Source organism: Citromicrobium bathyomarinum, assembly GCF_038594605.1.
In the GTDB taxonomy this organism is placed as follows: Bacteria; Pseudomonadota; Alphaproteobacteria; order Sphingomonadales; family Sphingomonadaceae; genus Alteriqipengyuania; species Alteriqipengyuania bathyomarina_B.
On sequence record NZ_JBCFZM010000001.1, the window covers coordinates 1,316,950 to 1,337,201 of the forward strand.

Here is a 20,252-nt window from a genome sequence, read left to right on the forward strand (position 1 = left end):
CGGATGCGGCCCTCGGCCATCAGCTTGAATGCAAGATACAGCGCATCGAAGTGACGGATGCGGCCGCTGTGATACTCGCCCAGCACGATGCCGGGCCGCGCGATAGCCCAAGGGGTGTCGCACGCGCGCACCAGTCGCTCGCCTGCCGCCTTGCTCGCCTCGTAGCCATTGGCGAAGCCATCGGAGGCGGGCAGCGGATCGTCTTCCAGGATTGCGCCGTCGCGCGTGCCGCAGACATAGGCCGTGCTGACGTGCAGCAGGCCGGCCCCGCCCGCCTCTGCCAGAGCGATCACCTTGGCGGTGCCGTGTGTGTTGGTCCGCGCGTATTCTTCGTCGCTCAGGTCGAAGCGGATCGTCGCCGCGCAATGGATGACGAGATCGTTCGCGCGAGCCAGCCGGTCGAAGGTTGCCTCGTCCAGCCCCAGGCGGTCCTGCGCGATATCGCACGCCACGGTTTCGGCAACCGCGACTGGCGCCCCATCATTCCCCCGCACCTCGGGGTTGCGGTGGATGAGCGCGGTCACCTGATGCCCCGCCGCGACCAGGCGCGCGCAAACCTCGCCGCCGATCAGCCCGGCGGCGCCCGTTACCAGAATGCGCTTCAACAGCAGCCGCCGCCGCTCGCCACCTCGGGCGCCGCGCCCGCCAGCGGGAAGAGCGTGCCGCAATCGGGATAGATGCCGTAATGGGTGCTAAAGTCGCCGAAGAATTCGAAATGCTCGGCAAAGCGGCTATCGGCCAACATCTTCCAGGTGTTTCCGCAGACCGGGAACATCCGCCCGGCCTCGATCCGGTGATGATCGTCGAGCACGAACACACGTTCCTCGCCCGCCACCGTGCCCTTGTAGCGCACGGCCTGCCCGTAGTCCTCGCACAGCATCTCAAGCTCGGGCAGCTTGAACAGCCGCGCGGTAGCGCTGTGGAACGCGATGCCGTCGAGCTTCGCGGCGATGGCGGTATCGTTGATGCCGAGCGGACGGCTGGTAACGAGACGCGGGTCGAGGAAGCCCGCCGCCTTGGCCGACGCAATGAAATCGAACCAGTACATCGCGCCCGACAGGCATTCGCCGTGGAGCACGGGATCGTCGCGCAGGCCAGCGGGCACGCGACGTTCGGAATAGACGTCGGAGAAATACAGCTCACCACCCGGCTTGAGCAGCCGGTAGGCCGCATCGAACACCGCCTTCTTGTCCGCGACGAGGTTGATGACGCAGTTGGACACGATCACGTCGAAGCTGGCTTCGGCCAGATCGAGCTCGCCCAGCTTCTCGATATCGCCTTCGAGGAAGCGCACGTTGCTCTTGGCATAGCCGAAGCGCTCGCGGTGCCATTCCTCATGCTCGCGAGCAACCGCCAGTTGCGCAGGCGTCGCATCGACTCCGGTGACCGTGCCATGCTCGCCCACCATCTGTGCGAGCAGATAGGCATCCTGCCCGCTGCCCGACCCCAGATCGAGCACATGAGCGCCCCTGATTGCCTGCGGCGCGACGAGCCCGCAGCCGTAATAACGCGCGCGCACATCTTCATGCACGTTGCGCAACAGGTCCATCACGGCGGGCGGCGGTGCATCCAGCGTGCAGCACGCATCGGTCTTCAGATCGGCGGAACCCTGCAGGACCTCGCCATAATAGTTTTGCGAATTTTCGAGATTCATGAAACCGGGGCGTCCTTGTCTATGCGTTGGCTGTTACATACTCGAAAAGTATACGTCGAGGGCGACGGATCGGATGCGGAGGGGCGCATGAGATATACACATGATGTGATCGTGATCGGCGGGGGAGCGGCGGGACTGACGGCAGCAGGCGGCTGTGCGCTGTTCGGCCTGAAGGTCGCGCTGGTCGAACGCGCCGAAATGGGTGGCGAATGCCTCAACAACGGATGCGTACCCTCCAAGGCTCTGATCAGCGCAGCCAAGCGCGCGGCGGTTGCCAACGAGGATCGCTTCGGCGTCCGCATGACCGCCGCGAAAGTCGAATGGAGCGGCGTACACGCGCATATCCACGGTGCGATTGCAGGAATCGCCCCGCACGACAGCCATGAACGGTTCGAGGAGATGGGCTGCGATGTCTATCGCGGCCACGCGATCTTCACTCACAAGAAGCGCGTTCAGGTAGACGAGGTCGCCCTCGCCGCGCCGAAGATCGTGATCGCCACCGGATCGGAGCCCTTCGTGCCCCCGATCGAAGGTCTGGACGAAATACCCTTCCTCACCAATGAGAATATCTGGGATCTCGAAGCCCTGCCCCAGCATCTCGTGATCGTGGGCGGCGGGGTTATCGGCATGGAAATGGCGCAGAGCTTCCGGCGGCTGGGCAGCGAGGTGACGGTGATCGAACCCGGCGCACCGATGGGGCGCGACGATCCGGAATCGGTCGCGGTGGTGGTCGAGGCGATGGAAGCCGAAGGCGTGATGTTCGTTGAGGGCAAGGCCACCAAGGTGGCGCCCGGCGCGCTTGGCAGCTTCACCTTAACACTGGAGGGCGGCCAGGAAATCGCGGGCACGGATCTGCTGATCGCGGTCGGCCGCAAGGCGCGGGTCGCGGGATACGGGCTGGAGGAAATCGGCGTCGAGCTGGGCCGGAACGGCATCGCAGTGGACGAACGGCGGCGTACAAGCCTCAAGCATATCTACGCCATCGGCGATTGCCGCGAAGGGCCGCGCCTGACGCATGTGTCGGGCTACGAAGGGTCCAACGTCGCGCTCGAGATCACGCTGGGGCTAAAGACCAAGGTCGACTGGTCGGCGCTGCCGTGGTGCACCTATACAGACCCCGAAGTCGCCCAGATCGGGCTGACCGAGGCGCAGGCACGCGAACAGCATGGCGACAAGATCACTATTTTGCGCGAAGGCTTCGATCACAACGAACGCGCCATTGCCGAAGGCGATACCAAGGGCCACCTGAAGGTGGTGATGAAGGGCAGGAGGGTTCTGGGCGCCAGTATCGTCGGCAAGAATGCGGGCGAATTGCTGCTGCCGATCACCCAGCTGATCACCGGCAAGGCGAGCACGTTTGCGCTGGGTTCAGCCATCGTCGCGTACCCGACGCGGAGCGAAATCACCAAAGCTGCCGCTTTCAGCGCCTGGGAAGGCACCGTGTTCGGCAGCGTACCAAAGGGCTACGCCAAGACCCGCGCTTGGTTCAGAAAGACGCTTTCCTGAATGGCCACCCGATCCAAGAGCCGTAACGCCCCCCAAGGCCCCTCGCCCTTCGCGGTGGAGGCGGCGACGCTTCCCGAAGGCAAGTTTACCGATCCGGACGTGACTGCGAAGGGCGAAGAACGCGCGCAAGTACCGTTGCTGAATCTCGAAACCCTGTGGCTGTGCACCGGCACGCTGTGCAACCTCGCCTGCGCAACCTGCTATATCGAAAGCAGCCCGACCAACGATGCGCTGATCTACCTGACCGCCGAGCATGCCGCGCGCTATTTCGACGAGATCGAGCGCGATGGCTGGAACACGCGCGAAATCGGCTTCACCGGTGGCGAGCCCTTCATGAACCCGCATTTCATGACGATGCTGGACGACGCGCTGGGCCGCGGGTTCGAAGCGCTGGTGCTGTCCAACGCGATGAAGCCGATGCGCCGCCACGGGGCGAAGCTGATCGATTTGCGCAAGTCCCATGGCGACAAGCTGACGCTGCGCATCAGCCTCGACCACTATACCAAGGCAGCACACGAGGGCGAGCGTGGGCCGAACAGCTGGGACGCCGCGATCGACGGGCTCAAGTGGCTGTCGGAGAACGGCTTTCGCATTGCGGTCGCCGGGCGCCTGCTGCCGGGCGAAGGCCTGGTCGAGGCGCGCGAAGGCTATGCCGCGCTGTTCGCGCGCGAAAACATCCGCATCGACGCGCATAATCCGGCAACCTGCGTGCTGTTCCCCGAGATGGACGCAGACAAGGACGTCGCCGAAATCACGACCGGCTGCTGGGACATCCTCGGCAAGTCACCCGTCGACATCATGTGCGCGACCAGCCGCATGGTCGTCCACCGCAAGGGCGAGCCGAACCCGCGGGTCGTCGCCTGCACGCTGATCCCCTATGACGAGGAATTCGATTTCGGCGAGACGCTGGCCGATGCCAATATCGCGGTGAAGCTGAACCACCCGCACTGCGCACGTTTCTGCGTATTGGGCGGCGCGAGTTGCTCGGCCTGAGCTAACCGCCCCCCTTCACCTTCTGACGATAGGCGTGCAGCAGCGGCTCGGTATAACCGCTGGGCTGCTCGGTCCCTTCGAAGATGAGCGCGCGCGCGGCCTGGAAGGCCATGCTGCCCTCGGGATTGTCGGCCATCGGGCGGTATGCCGGGTCGCCCGCGTTCTGCGCGTCGACCTTCTTCGCCATCTCGATCAACACCTCGTCGACCTCTTCGGGGCTGACCACGCCATGCTCGAGCCAGTTGGCGATATGCTGGCTGGAAATGCGCAGCGTCGCGCGGTCTTCCATCAGGCCGATATCGTTGATGTCGGGCACCTTGGAACAGCCTACGCCCTGGTCCACCCAGCGCACGACATAGCCGAGGATGCCTTGGGCATTGTTCTCAAGCTCTGCCCGAACCTTTTCGGCGGGCCAGTTGACGCCGTCGGCCAGCGGGACCGTCAGCAGGTCCGAAAGCGGCGCGACACCCTCTTCCCGGCGCTCGCCCTGCCGTTCGAACACATCGACGAGGTGGTAGTGCGTCGCATGCAGCGTCGCGGCGGTCGGCGAAGGCACCCACGCGGTGTTCGCACCCGACAGCGGGTGGCCAATCTTCTGCGCCAGCATGTCCGCCATCCGGTCGGGCATGGCCCACATGCCCTTGCCGATCTGCGCCTTGCCCGACAGGCCGCAGGCAAGCCCGATCTGCACGTTGCGATCCTCGTAGGCCGCGATCCACGGCGTTTCCTTCATCGCACCCTTGCGCAGCATCGCGCCTGCCCGCATCGCCGTGTGGATTTCGTCCCCCGTACGATCGAGGAAGCCGGTGTTGATGAACATGATCCGGTCGCGCACTTCATAGATGCACGCAGCGAGATTGGCGGAGGTGCGCCGTTCCTCGTCCATCACGCCGACCTTGATCGTGTTGCGATCCAGCCCCAGCAGATCCTCGACCGCGTCGAACAGATCGTTGGTCATCGCGCATTCTTCAGGCCCGTGCATCTTGGGCTTCACGAGATAGATCGAGCCTGCACGGCTGTTGCCGCCTGCTCGCTTCAGGTCATGGCAGCCGATGGCCGAGGTCATAATCGCATCCAGAATACCCTCGGGCGCCTCGTTGCCTTCGGGCAGGATCACTGCGGGCGTCGTCATCAGGTGGCCGACATTGCGTGCGAGCAGCAGGCTGCGACCCGGCAGCGTGAACGCCTTGCCGTCCATGTCGACATAGTCGCGATCCGGGTTGAGCGTGCGGGTCATCTCCTTCCCGCCCTTCATGAAGGTCTCTTCCAGATCGCCTTTCATCAGGCCGAGCCAGTTGGTGTAGCCCTGCACCTTGTCCTCGGCATCGACCGCCGCGACCGAATCTTCGAAATCGCAGATGGTGGAAAGCGCGGCTTCGAGGATCACATCGGCAACGCCTGCCTTGTCGGTCTTGCCGACGGGATGGTCGGGATCGATCACGATCTCGATATGCAGTCCGTTGTGGCGGATCAGCCAGTTGTCGCCATTGCGCCCCACGAGTTCGGCAGGTGCCTTCAGATCGGGCTCGCTGCCGTCCCAATTGCGCCAGAGCTGGTCCTTCAGCGGCACCGCGCGGTCGAGGAACTGGCGCGCCCAGTCGATCACCTGCGCGCCGCGTGCCTCGTCATAGCCGCCGCCCGCAGGCTGGCCGGGAATTGCGTCGGTGCCGTAGAGCGCATCATAGAGGCTGCCCCAGCGGGCATTCGCCGCGTTCAACAGGAAGCGCGCATTGAGCACCGGGACGACCAGCTGCGGTCCCGCGATCTGGGCGAGCTCGGGATCGACGTTCTGCGGGTTCACGCTGAATGCCTCGGGCTCGGGCACGAGATAGCCGAGCTCGGTCAGGAAGGCGCGGTAGGCTTCCCCGTCGATCGGCGCAGGATGCTCGCGGTGCCATGCGTCGATCTTCGCCTGCAACGCCTCGCGCTTTTGCAAGAGGTTGCGGTTGACCGGCACGAACCGGGTGAAGATATCGGCCGCACCCTGCCAGAACGCATCGGGCGCAATCTCCAGACCGGGCAGCACCTGCGTCTCGACGAAAGCAGCCAGCTCGTCGGCGACCTTCAATCCTGCCAGTTCGCGCATCCCCATTCTCTTCGCTCCTCGTCGCTTTTGCATGTTTCAGACGGGCTTGGCGCGACCGACGGGCGCGTGTCAAATGCCGACAGCGCCTACGACCCCCATGCCGTTACGGCACGCTACCTCGCGCAATCCTAAGCGCCCGCCAGGCCGTCACCGATCATCGTATGCGGTTGCACGATGCGGTCGTATTCCTCTTCGCTCACCTTGCCGCTGGCAATGGCTTCCTCGCGCAGAGTGCTGCCGTTCTTCGCGGCGGCCTCCGCGATGTGCGCGGCGTCCATATAGCCGATCTCTGGCACCAGCGCGGTGACGAGCATCAGCGAGCGGTCGAGATGCTCGCCGATCCGCTCGCGATCCAGCTCGGTCCCTTCGATGGCATTGGTGCGAAAGCTCGCGCAGCCATCCGCCAGGATGCGGATCGAGTGGAGCACGTTGGCCGCGATCACCGGCCGCATCGCGTTCAGCTGAAGATTACCCCAGCTGCCCGCCATGGCATTGGCAGTATCGTGGCCGATGACCTGCATCGCGACCATCAGCAGCGCCTCGCTCTGAGTCGGATTGACTTTGCCCGGCATGATCGAAGAGCCCGGCTCGTTCTGCGGAAGTTTCAGCTCGCCGATGCCGCAGCGCGGCCCACTCGCGAGCCACCGCACATCGTTTGCGATCTTGATCAGAGCAACCGAAAGCCCGCGCAATGCAGCGGAGAGCCGCAAAAAGGGATCGAGCGTCGCCTGGGCGTAGAACTTGTTGGGTGCGGTGCGGATCGGTAGGCGCGTCATCCGGGCGATCTCGCTCGCGACCTCTTCTGCGAAGCCATCCGGCGCATTGAGGCCGGTGCCCACCGCTGTCCCGCCGAGCGCGATCTCCATCAGACCCTCGCGCGCCTTCTCGATATCGAAACAGGTGTGGCGCAGAGCCTCGGCCCATGCGGACCATTCCTGCCCGACCGACAGCGGGACCGCATCCTGAAGATGCGTGCGTCCGATCTTGGCGACGTCCATCCAGCTCTCGGCCTTCTTCTCGATCAGATCGGCGAGCGATGCGATTTCGGGAATCAACCGGCTGTCGACCGAGCCGAGCGCCGCGAGATGCATCGCGGCTACGAAACTGTCGTTGGAAGACTGGCTCTTGTTGACGTCGTCGTTGGGCGCGACCGGCTTCTGACTGCCGAGTTCGCCGCCGAGCAGCTGGATCGCGCGGTTTGCGATCACCTCGTTGACGTTCATGTTGGTCTGCGTGCCCGAACCCGTCTGCCAGACGCGCAATGGAAAATGATCGTCCAGCTCGCCGGCAATCAGTTCTTCGCAAGCCTGGACGATAGCATCGCGTTTGTCATCGCAGAACAGGCCCTCGCGGGCGTTGACGTTTGCCGAAGCCTGCTTGACGTAGCCATAGGCGCGGCACAGCTCGATCGGCATTCGATCCTCGCCGATATCGAAATGCTCGAGCGAGCGCGCGGTTTGCGCCCCCCAGTAGCGGTCGGCAGGGACACGAACTTCGCCCATCGAATCGAATTCGATGCGGTCACCCTCGCTATCGATGCCGACCGGAATTTCGCCTTGGCGGCGGCCATTTTCGCTCACGGCGATCCTTTCGAGTGTCTTGTTTGTTGAACAGCGTGCAAACCACGTCGTTCCCGGCGAAGGCTTATTGGCCGCGCCAATTGTGCTCGACCGATTGGCCCGCTATTCCTGCTCGCCATGGGGGCAATGCGGCAGGCTTGGCAGCGGATCTATTACGCCATCGCGATGCTGCGATGGAGCGTGCTGATCGCCGTGATCGTGCTGCACGCGGTTGTTTCGTATATCGTGCTGGGCCTGACGGGCGAGACATCGCTGATCGCGGACCCGGCGGTATATTTCTATTACTACATGACCACGGCGACCACGGTGGGCTATGGCGATCTCAGCCCGCAGACCGAGCTGGGGCGGTCGGTCGCTGCGATCGTGATCCTGCCCGGGGCAATCGCTCTGTTCACTGCCGTGCTGGGCAAGGCGGTGAGCGACATCGGCAGCCATTGGAGGAAGGGTTTGGACGGCAAGGGAAGCTACGCAAATCGCACCGATCATATCGTGATCGTCGGCTGGCAGGAACGCGCGACCAAGCGCCTGATCGAAACGCTGCTGGAGGATCGTCGCGCTTCGGCGCGACCGGTACTGCTCGCCGCGGCGGTAGAGGATAACCCCCTGCCCGACGCGATCGATTTCGTCTTCACGCCGACGCTTTCCGACCTCGACGGCTTTGCGCGGGCCGGCGCCGCTGGCGCGAACACGATTCTGATCCGCGGGGCGAACGACGACGATACGCTGGCTGCTACGCTCGCTGCACGGGCGATCGCCCCCGATGTGCACATCGTCGCGCATATCGAGAACGAGGATACCGCCCGGCTGATCGAGACGCAGATCAGGAATATCGAGGTGTTCTCGTCGATCTCGGTCGACATGATGGTGCGCGCGGCGCACGATCCGGGCGCCTCCCGCCTGGCCAGCCTGATGTTCTCCTCGCGCACGGAGAGCACCGCCTATTCCATGCACGTGCCCGCCGACACGCCGCCCTTGTACTATCTCGATGCGCTGGTGGCGCTCAAACGCTCGCACCGCATCACGCTGATCGGAGTCAGCGAAGAGGGGGGACTTCACCTCGACCTCAACTGCGTCGGCGACCGGCAGATCAAGGGTGGCGATACGCTGTTCTACATCGCCAACGAACGTCGCGAGCCAACCGCGGCCCAATGGCATGATCTTGCGCGCGAACTTGCGTAAGCCGCATATAAGAGTGTCGCAAATCTGAAGCGCGCGGTTCCTAACCGGTTCAGGCGCAAATTTTTACACGGCCCCCAATTCATAAGGACGCCCCCATGTTCGCCGCCACAGATCGCCGCAAATTTCTCGCCGGAACCAGCGCCGCATTCGGCGCGCTGGTCGCCAATGGTTGCACCTCGCGCGGTGCGTCCCCGATAGGCGGCGCCGTCGGCACGCCGACTCCCGGCCCGACCGCCTATGGGCCGCTGGTCAAGGACCCGGCAGGCATGCTCGATCTGCCGCAGGGCTTTTCCTATCGGCTGCTGTCGAGCCTCGGCAATCCGATGAACGATGGCGGGACCGTGCCGAACAAAGCCGATGGAATGGGCTGTTTCGATATCGGCAATGGCGAGATCGCGCTGGTCCGCAATCATGAGCTGGTGCCGAGCGATGCTTCCGGCGGGCCAATCGCCAAGGGCTTCGGCACCCGCAATGGCGAAATCGTGCCCGGCGGCACGACCAATCTCGTTCTCGATGCGAACACGCTGGAGCTGAAGCGCGAGTTCCGGACATTGGGCGGTACGATCCGCAACTGCTCGGGCGGGGTGACGCCGTGGAATTCCTGGCTGACCTGCGAGGAATCGCCGACCGGTCCCGGTCAGCGCTATGGCGACGGGCTGGCGGAAAACCATGGCTGGGTGTTCGAAGTTCCCGCCAACGCCACCGGGCTGGTCGATCCGGTCCCGCTCAAGGCCATGGGACGCTTCAACCACGAGGCCGCCTGCGTCGATCCGGCGACCGGCATCGTTTACGAAACCGAGGACCGCGACAACGGCGTGCTCTATCGCTTCATTCCGACCGAGCGCGGCAACCTGCGCGCCGGTGGACGGCTGCAGGCCATGGTGATCGAGGGATTGAGCGACACGCGCAACTGGAGCGGCCCGACGATGCCGGTGCAGAAGCTCTACTCGGTGAGCTGGGTCGATCTCGACAATGTCGAAGCCCCGCAGGACGATCTGCGGATGCGCGCCATTGCGAAGGGCGCGGCGCCGATCGCGCGCGGCGAAGGCATCCATATGGGCACGGACGAGCTGTACGTCTGCTCGACCAGCGGCGGGCAGAAAAGGCTTGGCCAGATCTTCAAGCTCATTCCCGGTCGTGGCCAGGGCCCCGACATGGTCGAGTTGTTCTTCGAGAGCGAGCGCGAGGAGCAGTTCAACTACGGCGACAACCTGACCGTCGCCCCCAATGGCCACCTGATCGTTTGTGAAGACCAATATACCGACGTGGTCGATAACCACCTGCGCGGGATCACGACGAATGGGCGCGCTTACGATTTCGGTCGGCTGACCATGCAGACCGAACTGGCAGGCGGCTGCTTCTCGCCCGATGGCAAATGGTTCTTCGTCAATGCCTACTCGCCAACCCGGACGGTCGCGATTACCGGACCGTGGGACAGCTTCGTCGGGTAGAATGATCAGGGGCGGGGCGGTTACCCCGTCCCGTTCATTCACCTGCGTCGTCAGCGCCAGAAGCAGCTTCGGAGTCGAATTCGAACGGGGGAAGGCGGTTCACCGCCTCGCGCAGCGAAAGGCTCCACTGTTCGGATATGCGACGGAAATAGGGGTCGTTTTCCTCGATCCGCTGATGATGCGAGACGCGGCATTCGTCCCTTTCGTGCGTCGCGAGATCGAGCGGCAGGTCGACAGCGAGATTCGATCGGATGGTTGAATCGAAGGACACCATCAGCAGCCTGCTCGCATCCTCGAACGGCATCGCAGGATCGAAGGTGCGCACGATGATCGGGCGCCCGTATTTGGTTTCGCCCGTCTGGAAGAAAGGCGAATCATCGCTCGCCTCGATGAAATTGCCTTCCTTGTAGATCAGGAACAGGCGCGGCTCGCTGCCCTGGATTTGCCCGCCCAGGATAAGGCTGGCGCTGAAGCCGGACTTCGAGTGCTGGCCGGAATTGCGCATCGTGGCGATCACTTCGCGCAAGGTCTCGCCCACGATGGTGGCGATCTGGAACATCGATGGCGCGGCCAGAATCGACGGTTCGCGCTCCGACGGGGCCTTGGTCCGCTCGTCGAGCAGGCTCACGACCGCCTGTGTGGTGGCGAGGTTACCCGCCGAGAGCAGCGTGATGACGCGCTCGCCCGGGTTTTCCCAGTGGCGCATCTTGCGCACCCGCGAGACGTCGTCGACACCCGCGTTGGTGCGCGTGTCGGACATGAAGATCAGGCCTCGGTCGAGCCGCATGGCCACGCAGTAAGTCATAGAAAATCGGCTTCTTGTTGAACGCCGAGCCTGCCTATTGCTCGACCCTCAGGTTGACAAGAACACCCTCACCGCTTCCCCCCATCCGCATCCCGCTGATCGGCGCGGCCTCGCGGAAATCGATGCCGGTGGCGACGCGGATATAGCGTTCGTCGGGGGAATAGCCGTTGGAAATGTCGAATCCGACCCAGCCGATCCCTTCGAAGAAGGCTTCGGCCCAGGCGTGGCTCGCATCCTGCTCCACCCGATCGTTCATCATCAGGTAGCCCGAAACATAGCGCGCGGGCAGGCCCATCAGGCGCGCGGCGGAACAGAAGATATGGGCATGGTCCTGGCACACGCCGGTGCCGATCCCGATAGCCTCTTCGGCAGTGGTGCCCGCATGGGTATTGCCGCCCTCGTATTCGACCGCTTCGAGGACCGCTTCGGACAGGCGATGGCCGGTGCCCACGTCGCTCTTGTCGGCATCCTCCAGCGAGGCGACGAGCTTGCGCACGCCCTCGCCCGCCTTGGTAAGGTCGGAAGAACGCCGATAATGCCAGAGCGGCAGGAAGCCTTTGTGTTCGCCCAGCACACCGTCGGTTTCGGTGTTCTCGATCAGACCGACGCACCGGATCGAGGTTTCGGTCCGGCCGGGTTCGATGCCGACCAGATCGACCGAGTTGCCGTTGTGATCCTCGTACCGCAACTGGCTTTCGCCGCCCTCGATCGTCACTTCCCAGTCGAGCACTTTCTGCCCGCGCGTGTCCTTGGGCCGCAGGCGGATCTGCTGGAGCCCGTAAACGACGGGGGCATCGTAGATATAGCGCGTTTCATGGTCGACCCGCAGCTTCATGATCCCACCTCGAAAGAATAATCGGCGGCGATGCGCGTGCCGAGCTGGCCATTCGCACTGAGGAAATTGCCGATGAATTCATGCAGGCCACGGTCGAAAATCGATTCCATGGTGCGCCCGAGGTAATCGTCGCGAATACGCTCCGCCATCCTCATGGACTCCGCTTCCTGGCCGTAATCCTTGCAAAGGTAGCCCAGATTGTCGCAAATCTTGTTATAGCAGAAGCCCAGGCTGCGCGGCATTTGCTCATGCAGGATCATGAACTGCGCGATGTCGCGCGGATTGACCGTCGCGCCGTGCAGCCAGGTATAGGATCGCAGCGCCGAAACTGATCGCAGGATGGTCTCCCACTGCTTGATGTCGAGCTGCGAACCGACCTGGCTGATCGACGGCAGCAGCAGGTAATATTTCACGTCGAGAATGCGCGCGGTGTTGTCCGCGCGTTCGATGAAAGTGCCAAGGCGCACGAAATTGAACCCGTCGTTACGCAACATCGTGCCGGTAGTCGCGCCGCGCACCAGTGCGTTCTGTTGACGGATCGTGGTCAGCACGTCGGGCAAGTCCGCTTCGGGGAATTTTCCCACGAGCAGTTTGTCGAGCGTCATCCAGCTTTCGTTGGTCGCCTCCCACACTTCGCGCGTCAGTGCGATCCGGACGGCGCGTGCATTGTCGCGCGCGGCCTTGACCATGCAGATGATGCTGGAGGGGTTGTCCCGGTCGCTGAGAAGGAACTCCATGACCTTCGATGAGGTCGCCTCGCCATGACGTTCCTTGAACGCCTTGATCTGGCCCACGGTGGTGAGCACCGATTCCCACTCCGAGCGTGAGGAACCCGCGCGGGTCAGGGCAATCCGGAAGCCGGCATCGAGCAGGCGCGCGGTCGCTTCCGCCCGTTCGAGATAGCGGAACATCCAGAAGAGGCCTGCGGCTGTCTTACCGAGCATCGCGGGTCTCCCCATAGGTGTTTGAGGCGCGCTCAGTCATCATCGAGCACCCATGTGTCCTTCGTTCCGCCACCCTGGCTGGAATTCACCACCAGCGATCCCTCGTTCATGGCCACGCGGGTCAGACCCCCGGGCACGATGTCGACCGAATTGGGCGCCATCAGTACGAAGGGGCGGAAATCGACGTGACGCGGGGCGAGGCCCTGATCGGTGAAAATCGGCACTGTCGAAAGCGCCAGTGTCGGCTGCGCAATGTAGCCGTCGGGGTTGGCCTTAAGCTTCTCCCGGAAATCGGCGATCTCCTGCTTGCTCGCGGTCGGCCCGATCAGCATGCCGTAGCCGCCAGAACCATGCACTTCCTTGACCACCAGCTCGTCCAGCTTGTCGAGCACTTCGGCCAGCTGGTCCGGCTCCGAACAGCGCCAGGTGGGCACGTTTTCGAGCAGCGGCTTCTCGCCGGTATAGAACTCTACGATCTCGGGCATGTAGCTGTAGAGCGCCTTGTCGTCGGCGATGCCGGTGCCCGGCGCGTTGGCGATGGTGACGCCGCCCGCGCGGTAGACATCGAAGATGCCGGGCACACCGAGCATCGATTCCGGATTGAAATTGAGCGGGTCGAGAAATTCGTCGTCGATCCGGCGATAGATCACGTCGACCGGCTTGTAGCCTTGCGTGGTCCGCATCGCGACCCGTCCGTCGACCACCCGCAGATCCGACCCTTCGATCAGTTCCGCGCCCATCTGGTCGGCGAGGAAGCTGTGTTCGAAATAGGCGGAATTGAAGGTGCCTGGGGTCAGCACCGCGACGGTCGGCTTGTCCAGGCACGCTGCGGGCGCGCAGGCCGCGAGCGATCTACGCAGCCATGTCGGATAATCGCTGACGTCGCAGATCGCGCTCTCCGCGAAGAGCTCCGGGAACATCTGGAGCATGATCTCGCGGTTTTCGAGCATGTAGGACACGCCGGAGGGCGTCCGGGCGTTGTCTTCGAGCACGTAAAACTGGTCGGGGCCGGTCCGCACGATGTCGGTTCCGGTGATATGGGTGTAGATACCGCCGGGCGGATCGAAACCCATCATCTTGGGCAGGAAGGCAGCATTGTTGGCAATCAGGCTTTCGGGCACGCGACCCGAGCGCAGAATCTCCTGCCGATGATAGATGTCATGCATGAAGGCGTTGATCGCCCGCACGCGCTGCTCGATCCCCTTGGAGAGCTTGCGCCATTCACTACCCGAAATGATCCGCGGGACCACATCGAACGGGATCAGGCGTTCGTCCGCCTCATCTTCGCCATAGACGTTGAAGGTAATGCCGATCGTGCGAAAGAAATTCTCCGCTTGCTCGGATTTACGGGCAACGCGTTTGTCGGGCTGGCGGTCCAGCCATTCGCGAAATGCGCGATAGGCAGGGCGGATTTCTTCCTTCCCGTCGAACCCTAGCATTTCATCGAAGCTCAATGTGGACCCCCCGGCCTTACTATTTCTGATTGTGCGCTGCCGTCCTGGTCTGGTTACGAGCGGAGGTGCCGTTCGCAAAGCATTGCTTTCATAACAGCCCCGGCGCCCCCTTTGTTCCGCGCTGCATCATTATGGGCCCTCAGCCGTCCACGCGCCCCTCGATCAGCCGGTCGACCAGAGAGGGGTCGGCGAGCGTCGAGGTATCGCCGAGCGAACCGTAATCGTTCTCCGCGATCTTGCGCAGGATGCGGCGCATGATCTTGCCGCTGCGCGTCTTGGGCAGACCGTCGGTGAAGTGGATCCGGTCGGGCGTCGCCACGGGGCCGATCTCCTTACGGACCTGCTGACGCAGTTCTGCGGCGAGATCGTCGGAGCCATCCTCGCCCGCGTTCAGCGTCACGTAGCAATAGATGCCCTGCCCCTTGATGTCGTGCGGGAAGGCGACCACCGCCGCCTCTGCCACCCGGGGGTGCAGCACCAGAGCGCTTTCCACCTCGGCGGTGCCCATCCGATGGCCGGAGACATTGATGACGTCGTCGACCCGCCCGGTGATGCGGTAATAGCCGTTCTCGTCGCGCTGGCAGCCGTCGCTGGTAAAATACTTGCCCTTGTAGGTGCTGAAATAGGTTTGCACGAAGCGCTCGTGATCGCCGTAGAGCGTGCGCGCCTGGCCCGGCCAGCTGGCGATCAGGCACAAATTACCCTCCGCCACGCCATCCAGCACGCCGCCCTCGTTATCGACCAGCTGGGGCTGGACGCCGAAGAACGGCAGGCCCGCGCAGCCGGGTTTCATGGCGTGGGCTGCGGGCAGCGTGGTCAGCATGATGCCGCCCGTTTCGGTCTGCCACCAGGTATCGACCACGGGGCAGCGTCCCTCGCCCGGCACGTCGCGATACCAGCGCCACGCCTCGGGATTGATCGGCTCGCCCACCGATCCCAGCAGGCGCAGGCTGGATCGGTCATGCGAGGTGACGAAGCCGTCGCCCTCGCGCATCATCGCGCGGATCGCGGTCGGCGCGGTGTAGAAGATGCTGACCTTGTGCTTGGCGATCACCTGCCAGAACCGCCCGTGATCGGGATAATTCGGCACGCCTTCGAAGATCACCTGCGTCGCGCCGTTCAGCAGCGGCCCGTAGGTGACGTAGCTGTGCCCGGTGATCCAGCCGATATCGGCAGAGCACCAGAACACGTCTGCAGGCTGGTAGTCGAACACGTAATGGAATGTGCACGCGGTCCACACGCCATAGCCACCCGTCGTGTGGAGTACGCCCTTGGGCTTTCCCGTCGAGCCCGATGTGTAAAGAATGAACAGCGGATCTTCCGCCGCCATCGGCTCGCACGGGCAGTCCTCATCGGAGGCGAGGTCTGCATACCAGTGGTCGCGACCGTCCTTCATCGCGATGTCGGCACCGGTATGCGCGATCACCAGCACGCCCTTCACCGGCGTCTCGTGCTCGTCCACGGCAGCATCGACATTGGCCTTGAGCGGGATCGGCTTGGTCCCGCGCCGCCCTTCATCGGCGGTGATCACGAACTCGCTTTCGCAATCGATGATCCTGCCAGCCAGCGCTTCGGGGGAGAAGCCGCCAAAGACGACCGAATGGATCGCACCCAGCCGTGCGCAGGCGAGCATTGCGACCACCCCCTCGACCACCATGGGCATGTAGAGCGTAACCCGCGCGCCTTTGGTGACGCCCATGGCCTTCAGAGCGTTCGCCATCCGCACGACCTCGCCGTGCAGCTCGGCATAGGTCAGCTTGCGCACTTTGCCATCGGGATCGTCGGGCTCGAAAATCAGCGCCGTCTTGTCGGCCTTGTTCGCCAAATGCCGATCGACCGCGTTGTGACACAGGTTGAGCGTGCCGTCCGCGAACCACCTGATCTCGACCGGATCGTATGACCATTCGCCGCCCTTCGTCGGCGGCGTAATCCAGTCGAGCCGCTGCGCCTGCTCCAGCCAGAAGGCATCGGGTTCGGCAATGGAGCGGGCATAATCGGCGTCATACTGCTCACGCGTGCAATTGGTCGTGGTGCTTTGCGAAGGCTGGACGAATTCTTGCATGAACGGCTCTCTCCCAAGATGCATGATGTGCAGGGCTATCCCATCGCACGCGGTTTGGCGACCGGCGGCGAGGCCGATCCGCTCCAGCCGATCAACGGCAATCGGAGATCGACGAACGACATTCGCACGCTTGCGTCGGCCCGCATGGGCCAATAGCAGGTGACGCTATCACATCGGCGTCACGCTTGGGCCGATCCGGTTTCTAGGGGATTTCAAATGCGTATCAGGACACTCACGGTCGCACTGCTGATGGCGGGGGTCGCGACATCTTCGCTCTCGGGGCCGCTCGCCGCGAAAGAAGGGATGTTCACGCCCGAACAACTGCCCGAAATCGCCGAGGATCTGCGCGAAGCCGGGCTCGAACTCGATCCTGATGCGCTGTCGGACCTCACCGGCTTCCCGATGGGGGCGGTGGTCAGCCTTGGCGGTTGCTCGGCCAGCTTTGTCTCGCCGCAGGGCCTCGTGGTCACCAACCACCACTGCGCACGCGGATCGGTGCAGTACAATTCGACCGCCGAAAACAACTACCTCGAGAACGGTTTCCTTGCGCCGACGATGGGCGACGAATTGCCCGCCGCGCCGGGCTCACGCATCTATGTGACGACCGAATTCAGCGATGTGACGCAGCGCATGCGCGCAGGCACCGATACCCTCTCGCCGAACGAGCGTTACGACACGGTCGAGCAGCGCATGAAGGACATCACCGCCGAGTGCGAGCAGGAAGCCGGCTTCCGCTGCCGCGTCGCGAGCTATTACGGCGGTTCGCAATACAAGCTCATCAAGCAGCTCGAAGTGAAGGACGTGCGGCTGGTTTACGCCCCGGCCGACTCGATCGGCAAGTATGGCGGCGATGTCGATAACTGGATGTGGCCGCGCCACACCGGCGATTTCTCCTTCTACCGCGCCTATGTCGCGCCCGACGGCTCTGCCGCCGAATATTCCGAAGACAACGTGCCCTACCAGCCCGATCATCACCTGAAGGTGAGCGCGGCGGGCCTCGACGATGGCGATTTCGTGATGGTCGCGGGCTACCCCGGTTCGACCTCGCGCTACGCGATGCTGGCGGAAGTCGAGAACACCTTCGGCTGGAACTACCCGACCTTCCAGACCCTGCTGACCGACTGGATCGACACGATCGAGACGGCCGCACCCGAAGGCTCCGACGCGCGCGTGAAGTACGAAAGCCGCCTCGCCGGCCTCAACAATTACGAGAAAAACCTGCGCGGCCAGATCGAAGGCGCACGCCGCGTCGGCCTGATCGAACGTCGCCGCGAGCGTGAAGAGGCGCTCGCCGCCTGGATCGCAGCCGATCCCTCGCGCGCCGCCTACGGCCCCGCGATTGCGGACCTGTCCGCCCTGTCGCAGGAAAGCGCCACCGCCGCGCGCACCAGCTTCTGGTACGGCAACGCGACTCGCGCACAGCTGCTTTCGGTTGCGCAGCGCCTCTACCGTCTCGCCAAGGAGAACGAAAAGCCGAACGCTCAGCGCGACTCCGGTTATCAGGAGCGCGACATGGCGTTCTTCCGCCAGAGCATGCAGGCGCTCGACCGGCGCTACGACCCGGCGGTCGACAAGGCCGAATGGAAGCTGTTCCTCAAGGGCTACATCGCCCAGCCCGAGGCCGAGCGTGTCGCCGTGTATGACGATGCGCTGGGGCTGACCGGTATCGACGATGCGAAGCAGCTCGATACGATCCTCGACGGCTTCTACGAAGGCACCTCGCTCGACGAGACCGAGACGCGTCTGGCGTTGATGGATGCCAGCGTTGCCGAGCTCGAAGCGAGCAACGATCCCTTCATGAAACTCGCGATCGCACTCTATGATTACGAACGCGGGCTGGAAGACGCGGGCGAGGAACGCGCCGGGCGCGCGCTGGCATTGCGCCCCGCCTATATGGAGGCGATCACGCAGTGGCAGAGCGAGCAGGGCCAGCTGCCCTATCCCGATGCCAATTCCACGCTGCGCATCACCTTCGGCAACGTGATGGGTGGATCGCCCTTCGACGGGATGGCCTACCTGCCCTTCACCACGCTGGAAGGGATTACCCAGAAGGACACCGGCATAGATCCGTTCAACGCTCCGGCGCGTGAACTCGCTCTGATCGAAGCCAAGGATTACGGCCCCTACGAACTCGAAACGATCGGTTCGGTCCCGGTGAACTACCTGTCCGATCTCGACGTGACCGGCGGCAACTCAGGCTCGGCCACGCTTAACGCACAGGGCGAGCTCGTCGGCCTGCTGTTCGACGGCACCTTCGAAAGCGTCAATTCGGACTGGGATTTCGACCCGCGCACGACCCGTTCGATCCATGTCGACACCCGCTACATGCTGTGGGTGATGGAAAAGGTCGACGGGGCGACCAACCTGATCGAGGAAATGGACATCGTCGAGTAAGGCGACAGACCTCGAAGCCAATAAGGGCGGCCTGCGGGTCGCCCTTTTTTTGCATTGCGCAGATAGGTTTAGCGGACGCGCTTCCTCACTGCCTTTTAATGTTTGTTAGCTATGTCGGCCTAACAGCGCTTGCATGAGAATTGACGAGCCGTTCCCTATCGCATCGCCCGATCGGCCCATTGGGAAATTGCGCGCGAGCAGCGGTCTGCTTCCATGGCTAATGCGATGGGGTCACGGGACACCGCATGAACTGCGCCCGGCGATGAACGGCGCACTGCTCTCGTCACCCGTGGCGGTGATCATGGGCGCGCTCAATGGACTGTTCGTCGCCTGCCTGGCTCATTTCACGGTCGGCGGCGCCGCTTTCGCGATCATCATTCTGGCAGAGACGATCCTGCTGTGCGCGCGACTCGCAAGCTTGCGGAGAGTGAAAGCGACCCGTGCCGGCGGCGAGATCCCGTACATCGACCTGCCGGTCACGCTCTCGCTGTTGTGGTGCGGATTGCAGGGCTTGCTGTTCTTCTTCGCCATGAGGACCGGCAACACCGCGATTATGGTCATCACCGCTGCCCACTGCATGGGGCTGGTAGGGCCGTTGTGCGCCCGCAACTACGCCGCGCCGCGGCTGGCGATGCTGCTGGTCGGATTGTCCGTTTGCCCGTTCCTGATCGGCGCAGCGACGACGGGCGATCCGGTGATGCTGGCACTGCTGGCGCTGCTCCCCGGTTTCCTGCTCGGCGCGCTGCAACTGCTGGCGAACTACCGCAGCGCGATGCTGTCCGCGCTGAGCGCGGAAATGATCAATGCAGACCGCGCGCGGCACGATCCCTTGACCGGGCTGCTCAACCGGCACGGTCTGGAAGGGGTGATGAAGAGCCTTTCTCGCGACGATGTGTTTTCGCTGGTGTGCTTCGATCTCGACGGATTCAAACCGATCAACGACCGGTTCGGCCATGCGGCGGGCGACGGCCTGCTGTGCGAGGTGGCGAGCCGGATGCAGGCCGCCCTCGACGAAGGGCAGATCCTGGCGCGGATCGGTGGCGACGAATTTCTCGCGCTGCTCCCCTCCCAAGGGGCCGAGAAGACCGAAGCTACTATCGAAGCCGTTCTCGCCAACGTCTCGAGCGCCCCCTATCCGGTCGATGGGACGAGCCTGGTCCAGATCGGCGTTACCGCTGGCTTCGCGTGCTACCCCGAAGATGCGACGGATATTACGGAGCTTCATGTGCGCGCCGACCGGGCGCTCTACGCGGCCAAGAAGGCGGGCAAGGGCTTCGGGACGCGCTACGTCCCCTCGCTCGCAGCCTGA

The 20,252-nt window shown here is 63.6% G+C and carries 15 protein-coding genes and 1 pseudogene; 7 read left to right on the top strand and 9 right to left on the bottom strand.

The features are described 5' to 3' along the window. Positions 1 to 44: 44 nt before the first annotated feature. Both AAG612_RS06400 and AAG612_RS06405 read right to left on the bottom strand, forming a co-directional pair. Positions 45 to 668: pseudogene (locus AAG612_RS06400) on the bottom strand (SDR family oxidoreductase); the annotation flags it as partial. Next, a complete protein-coding gene (locus tag AAG612_RS06405) occupies positions 602 to 1,654 on the bottom strand; it encodes a methyltransferase domain-containing protein (protein WP_342508375.1) in 1,053 nt (350 codons plus the stop codon). The gene AAG612_RS06405 and the pseudogene AAG612_RS06400, both read right to left, overlap by 67 nt. Positions 1,655 to 1,741: 87 nt before the next feature. Here AAG612_RS06405 and AAG612_RS06410 point away from each other — a divergent pair, with 87 nt between their 5' ends. Continuing rightward, the gene (locus tag AAG612_RS06410; RefSeq protein WP_342508377.1) at positions 1,742 to 3,160 is read left to right on the top strand and encodes a dihydrolipoyl dehydrogenase family protein; all 1,419 of its coding nucleotides are present in this window, start codon (positions 1,742 to 1,744) and stop codon (positions 3,158 to 3,160) included. Then, complete coding sequence (locus AAG612_RS06415; RefSeq protein WP_342508379.1) at positions 3,161 to 4,153, top strand: radical SAM protein; 993 nt, start codon at positions 3,161 to 3,163, stop codon at positions 4,151 to 4,153. Position 4,154: 1 nt separating this feature from the next. Here the strand turns inward: AAG612_RS06415 and AAG612_RS06420 are convergent, their stop codons facing one another. Then, positions 4,155 to 6,239 carry a malate synthase G gene (locus AAG612_RS06420; protein ID WP_342508620.1) on the bottom strand — a complete coding sequence of 695 codons (2,085 nt, stop codon included), beginning with the start codon at positions 6,237 to 6,239 and terminating at the stop codon, positions 4,155 to 4,157. A gap of 128 nt (positions 6,240 to 6,367) precedes the next feature. Continuing rightward, on the bottom strand, positions 6,368 to 7,819 hold the full coding sequence (locus AAG612_RS06425) for a class II fumarate hydratase (protein WP_342508382.1): 1,452 nt from the start codon (positions 7,817 to 7,819) through the stop codon (positions 6,368 to 6,370). 126 nt (positions 7,820 to 7,945) lie between these two features. On the opposite strand from AAG612_RS06425, the gene AAG612_RS06430 reads away from it, so the two are divergent. Both AAG612_RS06430 and AAG612_RS06435 read left to right on the top strand, forming a co-directional pair. Further along, positions 7,946 to 8,998, top strand: a complete 1,053-nt coding sequence (locus AAG612_RS06430) for a potassium channel family protein (RefSeq protein WP_342508384.1) — start codon at positions 7,946 to 7,948, stop codon at positions 8,996 to 8,998. A gap of 95 nt (positions 8,999 to 9,093) precedes the next feature. Beyond that, positions 9,094 to 10,449 (top strand): alkaline phosphatase PhoX, encoded by a 1,356-nt coding sequence (locus tag AAG612_RS06435; RefSeq protein ID WP_342508386.1) that lies wholly within the window; start codon positions 9,094 to 9,096, stop codon positions 10,447 to 10,449. Between the two features lie 34 nt (positions 10,450 to 10,483). On the opposite strand, the gene AAG612_RS06440 is transcribed toward AAG612_RS06435, so the two are convergent. The 5 genes from AAG612_RS06440 to acs form a co-directional block, all read right to left on the bottom strand. Continuing rightward, on the bottom strand, positions 10,484 to 11,254 hold the full coding sequence (locus AAG612_RS06440; RefSeq protein ID WP_342508388.1) for a proteasome-type protease: 771 nt from the start codon (positions 11,252 to 11,254) through the stop codon (positions 10,484 to 10,486). Positions 11,255 to 11,288: 34 nt separating this feature from the next. Continuing rightward, positions 11,289 to 12,089, bottom strand: a complete 801-nt coding sequence (locus tag AAG612_RS06445; RefSeq protein WP_342508390.1) for a transglutaminase family protein — start codon at positions 12,087 to 12,089, stop codon at positions 11,289 to 11,291. Beyond that, positions 12,086 to 13,033, bottom strand: coding sequence for an alpha-E domain-containing protein (locus AAG612_RS06450; protein ID WP_342508392.1), 948 nt, complete (start codon positions 13,031 to 13,033; stop codon positions 12,086 to 12,088). The genes AAG612_RS06445 and AAG612_RS06450 overlap by 4 nt, the downstream gene beginning before the upstream one ends. Positions 13,034 to 13,065: 32 nt before the next feature. Further along, positions 13,066 to 14,472, bottom strand: a complete 1,407-nt coding sequence (locus tag AAG612_RS06455) for a circularly permuted type 2 ATP-grasp protein (RefSeq protein ID WP_342508621.1) — start codon at positions 14,470 to 14,472, stop codon at positions 13,066 to 13,068. A 154-nt stretch (positions 14,473 to 14,626) separates the two neighbouring features. After that, the gene (gene acs / locus AAG612_RS06460) at positions 14,627 to 16,549 is read right to left on the bottom strand and encodes an acetate--CoA ligase (RefSeq protein WP_342508394.1); all 1,923 of its coding nucleotides are present in this window, start codon (positions 16,547 to 16,549) and stop codon (positions 14,627 to 14,629) included. A gap of 18 nt (positions 16,550 to 16,567) precedes the next feature. On the opposite strand from acs, the gene AAG612_RS06465 reads away from it, so the two are divergent. From AAG612_RS06465 to AAG612_RS06475, 3 genes are all read left to right on the top strand, one after another. Then, a complete protein-coding gene (locus AAG612_RS06465; protein WP_342508396.1) occupies positions 16,568 to 16,705 on the top strand; it encodes a hypothetical protein in 138 nt (45 codons plus the stop codon). Between the two features lie 60 nt (positions 16,706 to 16,765). Next, a complete protein-coding gene (locus tag AAG612_RS06470; RefSeq protein WP_342508399.1) occupies positions 16,766 to 18,943 on the top strand; it encodes a S46 family peptidase in 2,178 nt (725 codons plus the stop codon). A gap of 262 nt (positions 18,944 to 19,205) precedes the next feature. Next, the gene (locus tag AAG612_RS06475) at positions 19,206 to 20,252 is read left to right on the top strand and encodes a GGDEF domain-containing protein (protein WP_342508401.1); all 1,047 of its coding nucleotides are present in this window, start codon (positions 19,206 to 19,208) and stop codon (positions 20,250 to 20,252) included.